Annotated in this window: 10 protein-coding genes; 4 read left to right on the plus strand and 6 right to left on the minus strand. The window is 60.8% G+C overall.

What is annotated here, in order from left to right:
• The first annotated feature begins 18 nt into the window (after positions 1 to 18).
• The gene (locus tag SINAC_RS34395; protein ID WP_015250145.1) at positions 19 to 1,965 is read left to right on the plus strand and encodes a S9 family peptidase; all 1,947 of its coding nucleotides are present in this window, start codon (positions 19 to 21) and stop codon (positions 1,963 to 1,965) included.
• 112 nt (positions 1,966 to 2,077) lie between these two features.
• Here the strand turns inward: SINAC_RS34395 and SINAC_RS34400 are convergent, their stop codons facing one another.
• Positions 2,078 to 3,406, minus strand: coding sequence for a matrixin family metalloprotease (locus SINAC_RS34400; RefSeq protein WP_237722710.1), 1,329 nt, complete (start codon positions 3,404 to 3,406; stop codon positions 2,078 to 2,080).
• 569 nt (positions 3,407 to 3,975) lie between these two features.
• Between SINAC_RS34400 and SINAC_RS34405 the strand changes: the two genes are divergently transcribed.
• Positions 3,976 to 4,572 (plus strand): RNA polymerase sigma factor, encoded by a 597-nt coding sequence (locus SINAC_RS34405; protein ID WP_015250147.1) that lies wholly within the window; start codon positions 3,976 to 3,978, stop codon positions 4,570 to 4,572.
• Between the two features lie 90 nt (positions 4,573 to 4,662).
• On the opposite strand, the gene SINAC_RS34410 is transcribed toward SINAC_RS34405, so the two are convergent.
• A complete protein-coding gene (locus SINAC_RS34410; RefSeq protein WP_015250148.1) occupies positions 4,663 to 5,001 on the minus strand; it encodes a hypothetical protein in 339 nt (112 codons plus the stop codon).
• A 794-nt stretch (positions 5,002 to 5,795) separates the two neighbouring features.
• Between SINAC_RS34410 and SINAC_RS34415 the strand changes: the two genes are divergently transcribed.
• The gene (locus tag SINAC_RS34415; RefSeq protein ID WP_015250150.1) at positions 5,796 to 7,235 is read left to right on the plus strand and encodes a hypothetical protein; all 1,440 of its coding nucleotides are present in this window, start codon (positions 5,796 to 5,798) and stop codon (positions 7,233 to 7,235) included.
• A gap of 189 nt (positions 7,236 to 7,424) precedes the next feature.
• Here the strand turns inward: SINAC_RS34415 and SINAC_RS34420 are convergent, their stop codons facing one another.
• Complete coding sequence (locus SINAC_RS34420; protein WP_015250151.1) at positions 7,425 to 8,549, minus strand: hypothetical protein; 1,125 nt, start codon at positions 8,547 to 8,549, stop codon at positions 7,425 to 7,427.
• 453 nt (positions 8,550 to 9,002) lie between these two features.
• On the opposite strand from SINAC_RS34420, the gene SINAC_RS34425 reads away from it, so the two are divergent.
• Positions 9,003 to 9,575: a thioredoxin family protein gene (locus SINAC_RS34425; RefSeq protein ID WP_015250152.1), complete on the plus strand. Its 573-nt coding sequence runs from the start codon at positions 9,003 to 9,005 to the stop codon at positions 9,573 to 9,575.
• Between the two features lie 360 nt (positions 9,576 to 9,935).
• Here the strand turns inward: SINAC_RS34425 and SINAC_RS34430 are convergent, their stop codons facing one another.
• The 3 genes from SINAC_RS34430 to SINAC_RS34440 form a co-directional block, all read right to left on the minus strand.
• Complete coding sequence (locus SINAC_RS34430; RefSeq protein ID WP_015250153.1) at positions 9,936 to 11,030, minus strand: PepSY-associated TM helix domain-containing protein; 1,095 nt, start codon at positions 11,028 to 11,030, stop codon at positions 9,936 to 9,938.
• Positions 11,031 to 11,169: 139 nt separating this feature from the next.
• The gene (locus SINAC_RS34435) at positions 11,170 to 11,595 is read right to left on the minus strand and encodes a transthyretin-like family protein (RefSeq protein WP_015250154.1); all 426 of its coding nucleotides are present in this window, start codon (positions 11,593 to 11,595) and stop codon (positions 11,170 to 11,172) included.
• Positions 11,596 to 11,675: 80 nt separating this feature from the next.
• Positions 11,676 to 12,656: a DUF1559 domain-containing protein gene (locus SINAC_RS34440; RefSeq protein ID WP_015250155.1), complete on the minus strand. Its 981-nt coding sequence runs from the start codon at positions 12,654 to 12,656 to the stop codon at positions 11,676 to 11,678.
• Positions 12,657 to 12,846: the final 190 nt, after the last annotated feature.

The raw sequence follows: 12,846 nt of genomic DNA on the forward strand, positions 1-12,846 counted from the left end.
CGAAGGAGTGAGGCCCCCGTGCGCTTATCCATGATCCTTGCCTGCCCCGCCTTGATCGCGATCACCGCGACGGTGGGCTTCAGCCAATCGGTGCCCGATTCGATCATCGCCGAGGGTGTGCCCGAGGTCCCTCGGGCGCTTGCCGAATCGTTGTCGCGGTATCAGAATCACCGCACCGCCCTCTTCCAAGGGTGGTTCGCCGATCGCCGGGAAGTCCTGATCACGACCCGGTTCGCCGACACCAACCAGGTCCACCTCGTCACGACCCCCGGAGGAGCGCGGACCCAACAGACCTTCCTCGCCGACCGCGTTCTCGGAGCAAGCGCTCGCCCGAGGCATGAGCAGTTCCTCTTCGAGGCCGACCAGGGAGGGGCCGAGAACTATCAACTCTTCCTTGACGATCCGAAGGAAGGATCGCACAAGAGGCTCAGTGACGGCCGCTCGCGACACGTCTCGGCGCGGTGGTCGAACTCCGGGAACCAGCTCGCCTGGAGCAGCAACGCGCGCAACAGCAAAGACATGGACCTCTACATCGTCGACCCCGCAAGCCCTCAGTCCGCCCGCCGGCTCAAGGAGGTCGACGGCGACTGGATGGTTGCGGACTGGGCTCCCGATGATCAGCGCGTCGCAGCCGTCGAATATCGCTCAATCAATGAGAGCTATGTCTACTTAATCGACGTCAAAACCGGAGAGACCGAGGCGATCACCCCGAAAGCCTCGGACGAGGCACCGGCGGTCTCGTATGCCGACGTGCGCTGGTCGAAGGACGGGAAGGCGCTCTACTGGACGTCGGATCGCGATTCCGAATTCCGCCGGTTGACACGGTATGATCTGGCCACCCGGACGGCCACCACGCTGACGGCCGAGATCCCCTGGGGCGTGGACGGCTTCGACCTGTCAGACGACGGCGCGACGATCGTGCTGGCCACAAACGAAAACGGAATCTCCCGGATCCACATCCTCGACGTTGCGAGCGGCGGTGAGTTGCCAGGACCAGCGCTCCCGGCCGGTCAGGTTGGCGGGATTCAGTTTCGCCGGCATTCGCGTGAGTTCGCGTACAGCCTGACCTCAGCGCGGGCGACAACCGACGTCTATTCGTTCGACCTGGACGGCGGAACCTCGTCGCGCTGGACGGCGAGCGAGACGGGGGGCCTTAACCCGAAGTCGTTCGCCGAACCCGAGCTCATCCACTATCCCAGTTTTGATGGCCTGTCGATCCCTGCTTTCGTCTACCGGCCGTCGGCGACCCGGTTCCCCGGTCCGCGTCCGGTCCTGATCGACATCCACGGCGGTCCCGAGGGACAGTTTCGCCCCGGGTTCCTCGGCCGGACCAACTACCTGATCGAAGAGTTGGGAATCACGCTCGTCTTCCCCAACGTGCGCGGATCGGCAGGGTACGGCAAGTCGTATTTGAAGCTCGACAACGGTCCGAAGCGGGAGGATTCCGTCAAAGACATCGGCGCCCTGCTCGACTGGATCGCCAAGCAGCCCGGCCTGGATGCGTCTCGCGTGGGGGTGATCGGGGTCTCCTACGGCGGTTTCATGGCGCTGGCGACGCTGACCCACTACAGCGATCGGCTCAAGGGAGGGATCGACATCGTGGGCATCTCGAACTTTATCTCGTTCCTCGAGAACACGCGCGGTTATCGCCGCGACCTCCGTCGGGCCGAGTACGGTGACGAGCGCGACCCAGCGATAAAGGCCATTTTTGAGGCCATCTCCCCCTTGATGAACGCGGATAAGATCAAGGTCCCCCTGCTGGTCGCGCAAGGGAAGAACGACCCGCGCGTCCCGGCATCGGAATCGGAACAGATCGTCGCGCGAGTACGTCGGGGAGGCCAGCCCGTATGGTCAATCCTCGCCAAGGACGAAGGACACGGCTTTGCCAAAAAGAAGAATCAGGACTATCTCCAGGAGGTCGAAGTCCTCTTCCTGAAGACCTACCTCCTGGGAGATCGTCCGTAGTACGGAGAGGGCGAACTCTCGCGTTGGACAAGGCGTGCGCAGCGGTCAGGCAGCGACCTCGCACGCCTGAATCCATGTCCATAGCACGACGTCGACACTAGCCAGCTTATACTCAAACTTTGCGGAATCGTGAAGGTTGGGGAAGCCTGGAATGCCGCCGTGGGGGAGCCAGCAAAGCATCGGCATACGACGGGCGGCCCTTGCCCAGCTTGACGGCAATGACTTGATGACCGGGATCATCGTCCCCATGATTCTGAGTATGGCGAGCCAGCATCCGACGCTGAAGCCTGCGCATCTGCTTCGGCGTCGTTTCCGCCATCCACCCGTTAACCCCTTGATCGGGCTGCTGCGCCACCGTCGTATTGTAGGGAGCGATCGGGGCGAGCGAACTGTTGCCAAAGTTGACCAGCAGCCCGAAGGCGCCATTCGAGCCGGGGCCGGTCTGCGCGGACTGGGCCAGGATGTAGTAGGTCTGGCCCGGAGTGACACCGGTCACGGTGTAGGTCACGGTCGCCCCGTAGACGTTTTGGGCAATCGCCTGACCGACGCCCACCAGGGAGCTGTTGATGACGTTCAGTCGAGGACTGAGCGAACTGAGGTTCGACGACTGCATCGTCACCTTCATGGTGCCCGTCGTCGTGCTTGGTACCGTGATCTTGTACCACTCAAAGTTGCTAAAGCTCGTCACATACCCGGCGTTATAAGACATCCGGCCTTGGCCATCGATCAGCGGAGTCAGGTCGATGGCAGTAGCCGCGGTCGCGTTGTTCGTCGGATCGGCCGGAACCCCGCCGTAAATGTTTCGAATGCCCGCGATGTCATCAGGTTGGAGACTTTGCTTCATCCAGGCGTAATAAGTGTACATGTTCGCTGCGACGATGTCCGAGTGGCCCATCCCCAGCGAGTGCCCGAATTCATGAATGGCTACCGACAAGATATCGTAGTCGTTGTTGATCTTCCAAGACTGTGCGGTATTCATCACGATGTCGCCGGCATCGGGACCACCGTTGATCGGCGGCGGCAGCAGAGAGTATCCCAGGTAGGCCGGATGCATCGCAGTGCCGCCGATGCGGATGTCGCCGAATCGGGGATCGTTTTGCTGATTGCCGACCCCACCGATCGGGGCACCGTTGTCGGGGACTTCGACAATGTTGAAGCCGGCGACCGCCTGCCAGATGGCTGCCGCTTTCCGAAACTGGTCCTGCCAGGTGGCCGTGGGGGCCACGGCGTTGAACGCCTGGAACAAGTTGCTGGGCACACCGCCGATGTTGGTGCCGTCGGGTACGAAGCTGTAAGTGATCCGAATGGGGTAGTACCAGTGTCCACCGTTGGCGGTAGAGAGCAGCTTCCGGTCTTCAAGGCCTTCCACGTCGGGGCAAAGCGCGCGAGTCCGAATACGACGGACGGCGTCGCGGCATCGAGCAACGATGCGATTCATCATCAACTCCTTGGTGCGTCGAACCAGACGGTCCGAAAGCCTCGGACTGAGTCAGTCCTTGTTCGGCCTGTGGCGGCCGATCCTTGAGGCAATCACCGAATTCTTTGCATCAGGCTGGCATTGCGCTTCCGGCACTCACACGCGTTGCCACTTCCAATCGACGCGGGACGCCCGCCGTCCGATCAGGGAGCCTCGAACATCGCCAAGTGATCATCATGAACCGTCGGCTTTTCGAATCCGCTCCATTAGGACAGTTGCAAACGGCTCTCAGAGCCGGACACCAATTTTCTGCCCCGTCCCGAGCTTCAGAAGGAATAAATCAAAGGCCTGTTAACAAAAGCATCGCCATTGCTCACTACGCCCAAACTTTCCGCCGACCTCTATTTAGTAAACTTTTCGGATGAGGCAATCTGTCATCAGGGGTATCTGGCCCTCGGAAGGTCCTTGTAAGATACGCCACCACCGGGTGATAGTGACGAGTGTGGAACGCGACAAGGACCTCAATGATTGAGCCCCCTAGCCCTGCGCACCGTCGAGCCGGTGCAGCCTCTACAAGTTTGAGGGGCAAGGCGATGGACGACGTGACCAATGAAAATCTCGGCGATTTGATCGACAAGGCAAAGTCGGGCGATCAGGATGCGATCCGGAGCCTGCAATGCTTTGAAAACGACATCCGGATGATGGTTCGCGTCCGGCTGCCTCGGCCACTCCGGTCCCAGTTTGACTCGATGGATTTTGTCCAGGATGTCTGGCAGAGTTTTTTCCGGATTTTCAATCACGATCCGGAGCGGTTCGCGCAAGTCCGCGATCTCCGCGGTTTTCTCGCGGGGGTGGCGCGCAACAAGGTCTACGAGGAACACCGGCGACGTTCGCTCACCCAGAAGTACGACTTGGAGCGAGAGGAACCTCTCTACATCCGTCGGGGGAATCGCGATATTCCCAGGGAAGTCATCGCCTCAGACCCTTCACCCAGCCAGGATGCACAGGCCAGAGAGCGACTTGACCAGCTCCTCGAAGGGCGAAGCCCCCGCGAAGCGGAAGTCATCGAGCTTCGGCGACAGGGACTAACATTTGAGGAAATCGCTGCGCAAACCGGGCTGCACGAACGGACCGTGCGCCGAGTCATCGAAACCATCCGTCGACGGATGGATGCCCGCAAGGATCCGTGAACACACGCTGGGAATCCCCGCCTGCTCACTGGCCTCCGGGACGTGATCCAAGTAGAGGGACAGCCTGGGTCGACAACGCGCAATCCCCCCTCAATCCAGCGAGTTTGAGGGGTTCTTCTCTTCACCAGGCTTGCGATAACCGAGACTCTGCAACACCTCGAGTACTTCGCTCCAGGTCGGGAACATACGCCCGCTCTTTTCCTGGTAACTCTGAATCGCCTCCCGCAATTCTTGCTCGGCGAGTGCGGACGACTCGACGGAACCGGGGCGATGCCCTCTACCCTGATTTCCGCCCGACACCCCCCGACCCGCAAGGTCGCGAGGGCGAACCCGCGAATCGGTTTCGGGGAGCTTGTCCACCGCCGTCTTCCCCAGATCATCGGAAAGCGACGCCACGGCAATGCCGTGACCCGATTGAAGCCCGGACATGATGGATCCTCTCGACTCTGTACCCCTGCGGTATCCGTTCTCAAAACGGTCCGTCCCGATCAATCGGCCCCGTCCTTGAAGGATCACCTAAAATGACCCACCGGATGGCATTATGGGCAAGATAGGCAAAATGAATCAATTGAATTTCTCACTCTTTCGAGCGAGAAAGCCGAAAATGTCGAGGGCAGGCGGGAGGCGTGGAATGAGGGATGGAGAATTATTTGAAGTCGGTAGGCCCAAGCACGGCACCGACCCATCCGAGTCCGGGAACATGGTTGGCTTGGGAAGGCTTAGCAGTCGAATCGAGTTGCTCCCACTCCTCATCGGACCAGATCCGAATCTCGCAGAGGGTCTCACCCACGATGCAATAAAGGGGCGTTATCGACGATTTAGCGGACCGGCTTTGTTGACGTTGGGGCGGGGGATTATTGGGAATTACCATTGCGTTTTATCTTTCTTGGGGACGTACCTTGGGGCAATTGTCAACTGCCGTTGACAATTGACGTCACGAAGGCAAGAGAGTTCGGAGCTTAAGTAACTGGCGAGCGACTGCCGATCGGCCTATGTTTATTATCGCCATAAACCGATTTCTTGTTGACATAATTCGCGGGACAGCTAACGAAATTATAATGGTTTCTTCACTTTGTCCAGGGAGTCGTCTCAACATCCGCTTGGCTCGTCAAAGAATCAGGTCTGGCTCGCATGACGTGGAACCGCGTCTGGGTATAATCGAGATTCCATTCTCCCGCATGGGATTTTCCTTCAGTCTAGGCAAATGAGAGGGAGACGGCCCGATGACGGCGTCGAGCAAGATCGCTGACTATCAATCGTATCGGGGCGTACCGAGCCTGGCGGGCCTGGCGACTCTGACCGAGGCGGCTCGCCCCGGACTCGGAATCGAGGCCTGCGTGACCCGCCTCAAGCGGTTTCACTACGCATTCCGCCGGCTCCACGAGATTTTCACCGCCTGGATCACCGCCGAGCCGATTTACGAAATCAAGACCGCGTTTTCCCTGCATGCGTACCTCTGTTCCGAGCATGTTTTGGCTCTCCGCACCCGCGTGGGAGAGATGCGTGAGCCCCCGTTGGGCCTGGAAGTCGTGCCTGATCCGGCCTTAGAGCTGCTTTTTGACGAAATCCTCGCGGCCCCGACGACGACGGAACGGCTCGTGGGGCTCTACGAGAAGGCACTGCCGGCCCTCGACGCCGCCTTGGAACGGCACATGGCTGACACGAACCCGCTCACCGATGCTCCCTCGGTGCGGGTCTGCCGCTTCGCCCGGCTGGAACTGGCGGACATGATCGACTTCGGCGTCAAGAGCATCGCCTGCCTGGTCGACGACGAGGCGCGCCGGGGTATGGAGCTGTGGTCGAAGCTGCTCGACGATTGTCTGGCCGTGAGCGGAGGGATCGACGGCTCAATGCAACCGTTGGACCGAGCGATCGCGCGGCGACATTCGGCAACCCCCTACCGCTATGACCCGGTCCCCCGCCGCGACGAGCGGTTTCAGGATCTCTACAACCAGGGAGTCAACCCCGAAGCATTCCTCTACGACCCGTCGTTCGACCCGCAGTCCAAGACGTTGATGATGCTCTTCAAGCGGCTCCGCGAAATCGACGTGCCGGAGATGATGGCGAGCATCATTCACGAAACCAAGGGGAAACCTTGGAATTACTACCGCGATATGAGCCGCCAGCTCTGGGACGAAGCACGGCACGCGATGATGGGCGAAGTGGGCTTCGTCTCGCTCGGGATCGACTGGAAAGCCGCCCGGATCACCCACAACTGGTCGCTCCGCCTAAACACCGAATGTACGCCGATCGAGCGGCACGCGGTGCTCTACTTCATCGAACAAGGGTTGATGGCGAAGACCGGCAAGCGCTACGAGTGGGAAGTGGGGGTTCAGTCGGGCAACCCGCTGATGGCCACGATTCAGGACTTCGACTGGGCTGACGAAGTCCTCCATGCGTCGCTTGGCCGGGAGTGGTACATCCCCGAGTTCGGCGACCGAAAGCAGGCGATCGACTATGGCGACCAGTGCTGGTCAAAGGTCCTGAGCAACTGGACCACGGTCTACGACCAGGGATTGACGCAGCACGAAAACTGGTGGCCCGCGATTTACCAACAGGCCTGCGCCACGTGGGGCATCGCGGCAGACCCCCACGTGCTTGCCTATCGCGAAACCTACGAAACCCAGCGGGCCGACCTCAAGGCGGTCTCAGGCAGCGGATGACGGGTGGCCCGCCCAAGTTTGGGATTTCTTCCAGGCGAGTGGGGAACTTCACCGCTCCCCGCTCGCCTTCGGAATCGAATCAGAGCGCCGATCTCCCCATCGCACGGGCTGACCGCCCGCTGGGAGAACCTCCCTGTGAATCCGCCACATTCGTGGGCGAACTCACAGGGTTCTTCCGCAATGGTTCGCTCATTGGGGCGCAGGGGCAGGCGGCGCCGGCGTCTTACTCGGCTTGCGGTCGAGTGCCTCCAGAGGCATCTCCGCGAAGAAGTCGGAGGGGCGGGAGTCACCGTTCTTGTCGGCCTTGACCTCGGTGCCCGCCAGGGATGCCGCAGCCTCGTCGCGGGCCTTGACCAGCAGAGGGAAGAGTGTGGTGTTGACCTCTTGCTGGCGAGGACTGCTCGCGATTCCGAAGCGAAGGTTATTCGCACTCATGAAGGTCAAGAGCTCGGCCAGCGTAACCTCGGGGCGCTTTTCGACCCCGGCCAGAAGGACGTTGATCGCCGGGGTTTGCAGCATTCGGGTCAGACCGAAAAGGGCCTTGAGATAACGCTCAGCCTCGGTCCGTTGACGAGTTCCCCTGGGAATGGTCGCTTCGACCTTGGTCCGCATCGCGCGGATCGCCTCCTGCGCCTTCTCGAGCGTCGCGGTGTCGAACTCGCCCTTCTCCTCATTCTGCTTGCGAAGTTCGGCGGCCAGTTCCTTGAGATTCTCGCGATCGGCCGCGAACGGCTCAGCCTTCAAGGGCTCGGGGAGCCCCCCTTTGGTCAACTGATCGACGCTGACCGTGATTGCCCCCGCCGCGTACTGGAACGGGATATCCCGAATCAGCGTACCGGGCACCTTGACGCCCGTCGCCTTCAGACCTCGGTAGTACACGCGTGGGTTCAACAATTCGTCCAACGCCACATTCAACGCGTCGCCGCGCACGACGTCGCGTGGCTCGGGGTTGTCCCGCAGCCGGCGGGCCACCTCTTCGCGCGCCTGGTTAATGCCCTGACGTTGCCGGGCAAGCCGTTCGTGATAGCGGCGATTGGCCTCCTGCTGCCCCTCCCAGACGTACTGGTTCCAGCGCATCGCCGTGTCGGCATTGATCGAGTTGGCCACGGCAGTCTGCTGGTTATAAATGCCGGCCCCCTCCGCGAAAACGCCTAGCCCCCGGGCCACATCGCCCTGGACGGTCCCGACTCCCCCGCCCCAGCCGCCCCAGCCCCAGCCACCGTAGCCCCCGGGATAGTTGAACTGCGCGTGGGCCGAAGTCCCCTCCACGGCAACCACAGCCAGCATGACGATCAGACGACGGACCCAGAGCATCGAATTCTCCCTTCGTGGACGACGAGAACCGCCTCAAATCGAGCCCGAGGACGAGCGTCGTGAACGCAACCTCATGTGAGAGTCAATTTACATTTTATTGACTGCGGACATTTTCAACGCGACGCCCGTCTCCCGGTCATGCGTGCAATCCTATCTCCACGAGCGGGCATTGACAACGGGCGGGCGGCCCCTTTCCGAGTTAGAGACGATCCCGCTCGAGGATGGACAAGACTGCCGACTTGAACCGTTCACGAGAACGCCGGTGATGATGCTGAAATTGCCGGGTTTGCTGAAATGAAGATTGCAGTCGGGGTCCACCCGAAAAAGTTTTCCCCCTCCTGGACCTGCTGATCGGAGAGGATCGTGGTATCCCAGGGGGCTATAATTCCGATTCAAGGCGTTCTGCTGTCAACGCCCACGTTTCGCGAGTACTTTTGGATTGGAGCTCTCTCCATGGCGCTAACGCCGTCCACCATGCTGCCTCTCGGGTCGAAAGCCCCCGACTTCCGCCTCCCCGGCACCGAGGGAGAGACCGTCTCCCTGGCCGACTTCAAAGACGCGAAAGCGCTGCTCGTCATTTTTCTGTGCAATCACTGCCCCTACGTCAAGCATGTCCGCCATGAACTGGCGGCCTTGGGGCGAGAATACCAGGCCAAAGGAGTCGCAGTGGTCGGCATCAGTGCGAATGACGTGATCTCGCACCCGGACGACCGGCCCGAGTTGATGGCACGGGAGAAGGCGGAAGTCGGCTACACCTTTCCCTACCTCTACGATGAGAGCCAGGCCGTGGCCCAAGCCTACCAGGCGGCCTGCACCCCGGACTTCTTCGTCTTCGACCGCGATCAAACCCTGGTCTATCGCGGCCAGATGGACGAGAGCCGGCCGGGCAACGGCGTCCCTGTAACCGGCAACGATCTACGAACGGCGCTCGACGCCGTGCTCGCAGGCCAACCGGTTGCGCCGACCCAGAAGCCGAGCCTCGGCTGCAACATCAAATGGAAGCCCGGCAACGAACCAGGCTACTGAGATCACGGCTCGGAACAGCCTCACGCCCGGCCCCGTGAGTGAATATCGCGGGCAAGGCTGGTTCGCAATGCCCCACCCGGGATCCGGAACCAGTAAACTTGGGATCCGGATCCCGTGGCCAGAAACGGGCTTCGAGAGAGTGGACAGTTGGAGTGGATTGAGAGGCGCCGCCTTGGTGTGACGGCACCCGACCAAGGCGGGCGGGCCACACCAGTACGGAAGAGCCTCTCAGCGGAATCCTCTACAATGCGGCTGCCTTTTCCGGGAACGCGGATGCAATGCGGAAGCGGCGGGAAGACGCTTGGTGAGTGATCCCTTGGTGAGTTCGTACGGTCACTGAAGGGCCAGACCAGCCCGGAATCAATGACCACGTTCCCCGATTGTCTCCCGAACAGTCGCTCGTTGGGCCAATCGATTCTTCCGCCGCGCGCGAAAAGCCGGCCACCACATGAACATCCCTGTCACCCACAGCAATGCCAGGATCAAGGAAGCGATTAAGTAGAGGATGCGGGTCGGCCATCCGAAGATATCCCCGGTGTGGAGCGACCGCTTCAGGTTGTGGAGTTGGGTCCCCAACCCGGCCTGGCGAGCGCTCTCCACCAGAAGAAGCTCACCGCTGTACGGATTGAGGAAAACCCGGCTCCGGCCGGCCGGCGTGCGATCCTCGGGGTACTTCATCTGGGCGACGATCGGCCGCGCTCCTTCGGGGAACGCGAGCAGCACCAGCGCAGCTCCGGGGAGGGTCTCTCGGGCAATCCGCGAGGCTTCGTCGAGGCTGATCGGGCGGTCGTTCGACGTCGAGGCGACTCGGGTTGGACGCGCCGGGGGCGGCTCCGCATTCAGGCGATCGATCAACGGGTCGGCAAAATCGCCAAAGGCGATAATCACGCCACTGACGGCCATCACCAGCGCAATCGGAGCGGTGTAAAAACCAAGCGCGTAATGGGCATCGGAGTTCCATCGCTTCCAGGACCCGCGCCGACGGAAGGTAAGAATGCAGGCGGGCCACCACAAGATCAGGCCCGTCACGACCAGGAACGCCGTCAAGAAACTGATCACGCCGACGATCCGTTCGCCGGTCTGGCCCGCCATCAGTCGGGTATGGAGCAGATGCAGGCGTCGGGCCAACCCAACCTCCCATTGCTCCATGCTGCGCGTCCCGAGAATTTGCCCCGTGTAGGGCTCGACGTAAACCGTGATCCGCTTGCTGAGTTGGAACTGATACGACAGCCCCGCCCCCTCGGCCAGACGAACCGAGGTCACCCGATTTTCGGGATACGTTGAACGAACACGCTCCAATAATTGCTGCAAAGGCAGCCGCTCGCCTTGAGGCTTGACATAAAAAAGCCTTGAATTGAGAACACGGTCGATCTGGTTCTCGAACACCAAGGCCGCACCGGTCAGGCTGACCAAGAAGACAAAAAGGCCAACCGCCAGGGCAACCCAACGATGCATGACAAGAAGAGTTTTACGAATGACCCTGATCTCCCGGGAATGACAATAAATGATTTATTGTCGTATCTCTGTATTCGAATTTGTCTTCCGCTGCCGATGACAACGGAACCGTGGCTTCGTGGCAAGCCCCCCGGAACCCTCAGCGCTTGCGATTCGTCCGAATGACAAACGGGGGAAGTTCGACAGGCCGGTCCTCGACGATGGCGACATAGCCGGATTCCTCCGGTTCGGTGAAGGCGTTGGCAAGTCGGTCTTTGCCCCCCGCCGGAGCCGGCCAGAGGAAAGTCGCGACGTACTGGCCGGTTGGAGCGCCTTGCTCACCCTCTTCCATCTTCATTTGAAATCGCCCCGAGGCATCTGTCGTGGCAGACAGCCGGGGCGCATCGAGATCGCGGTAGTGATTGAGCAGGTGGAACCGGACGACAACCCCCTCGGCAGGCTTTCCATCCACGACGACCTGCCCCGAGACCGGATACACGGTCGGATCGCGGCGTGCATCATCCCCGCAAGAGCAGACGAACAGCGGCAACAAGAGCGCTCTGGCAAACGCGGGGTATCGCCTCATCTTGATCCTCAAAGTTGCGCGCCCGGACACGTGCCATCCGGCAGCCATCAAGGGAATTTCTCCCGCACCGATCCCTGACATCAGAGTTGATCGGCGGAGATAACCTCTCCCCCATTGCGCGTGGCGATGGCCCGCCATGTCGCGACATTGATCGAATCCTTGGCAAACCGGACGTGACCGTCAGCGAACAGGAGATTGACCCCACCCGAATGGAAACTTCGGGCGGCGAAGCGCCCAATGACAGCGCCCGAAGTGCAATCGGGCCTTTTGCTGTTGGGGGTCAGATAGTGATTGAAGGTCGCGAAGCAGAAGCTGCCGCGCGCCCACTCGCGCGTCCGCTGGCCGCTCCAGAGAGTCACCGCCTCGCAAAAACTATCCGTCAGCGGCGTATTCGCAGCGCCTTGGGCGTACTGCCGAACCGGATCGACGGGCTTGGCCCCCGACGTATCGCTCCCGGTCCCCCTGATCGTCTCGCTGTAGGCAGCAGTCGAGCTCAAACCATCGGTGATCTCGGCAAATCGGACGACCGACTTGTCGAAGAACAGGCCGTCCACCAACTCCGGGCCATCCTGTGGCCGGAAGCTCCCCCCGTTGGCCACGCCCGTGCCGGCGTTGGCAACGTAGCTGTTAGGCCCAAAGTCGGGATGGATCCGATCCAACGAATCGCTCGGGCAAAGATAAGCGGAGATGGTGATGCGTACCCCTGTCTGGTTACCCACGTCCAGGGGAGAAATGGAGAAGTTCAACGCATTGAAGACATTGTTCCCCTCGAGAAACGGCTGGAACATCGCGAGTGACGACCAGACAAGCGGCGAACTCGCACGGCCCGAGGGGAGCACGTTGTGCGTGCCTTCGTAATTGTGCATGGCGAGACCGAGCTGCTTGAAGTTATTACTGCACTGCGCTCGCCTCGCAGCCTCTCGCGCGGCCTGAACGGCCGGCAGCAGCAGAGCGATCAAAACGGCGATGATCGCGATCACCACCAGCAATTCAATCAGCGTGAAACCGCGACCACGAGGCCGCCGATCCCGGGAGTCTTGAGGTTTCATGAAAGAGATCATCCGCCCGGGGATTCCCAATCAAGCCGGACTAGGGCTCGATCGGTTGTGAACCCCCGCGTTCTTCGGGATACAACCCATCGCCAGACTGGGAGAGTCGGTGGCAACAGGCCGGGGGGGGGAACAGACGAGATTGAGATCCAGTCTCAATGCAAGCGACTTTACGCAATCATAGTATCATTGTCAATGAGTT

The sequence above is a fragment of the Singulisphaera acidiphila DSM 18658 genome (assembly GCF_000242455.2).
GTDB lineage: Bacteria > Planctomycetota > Planctomycetia > Isosphaerales > Isosphaeraceae > Singulisphaera > Singulisphaera acidiphila.

Bases quoted from the DNA above. Each gene is read 5' to 3' on its own strand.
- SINAC_RS34400 (WP_237722710.1), bottom strand. From the start codon at position 3,406: ATGATGAATCGCATCGTTGCTCGATGCCGCGACGCCGTCCGTCGTATT.
- SINAC_RS34405 (WP_015250147.1), top strand. From the start codon at position 3,976: ATGGACGACGTGACCAATGAAAATCTCGGCGATTTGATCGACAAGGCA.
- SINAC_RS34410 (WP_015250148.1), bottom strand. From the start codon at position 5,001: ATGTCCGGGCTTCAATCGGGTCACGGCATTGCCGTGGCGTCGCTTTCC.
- SINAC_RS34415 (WP_015250150.1), top strand. From the start codon at position 5,796: ATGACGGCGTCGAGCAAGATCGCTGACTATCAATCGTATCGGGGCGTA.
- SINAC_RS34420 (WP_015250151.1), bottom strand. From the start codon at position 8,549: ATGCTCTGGGTCCGTCGTCTGATCGTCATGCTGGCTGTGGTTGCCGTG.
- SINAC_RS34425 (WP_015250152.1), top strand. From the start codon at position 9,003: ATGGCGCTAACGCCGTCCACCATGCTGCCTCTCGGGTCGAAAGCCCCC.
- SINAC_RS34430 (WP_015250153.1), bottom strand. From the start codon at position 11,030: ATGCATCGTTGGGTTGCCCTGGCGGTTGGCCTTTTTGTCTTCTTGGTC.
- SINAC_RS34435 (WP_015250154.1), bottom strand. From the start codon at position 11,595: ATGAGGCGATACCCCGCGTTTGCCAGAGCGCTCTTGTTGCCGCTGTTC.
- SINAC_RS34440 (WP_015250155.1), bottom strand. From the start codon at position 12,656: ATGATCTCTTTCATGAAACCTCAAGACTCCCGGGATCGGCGGCCTCGT.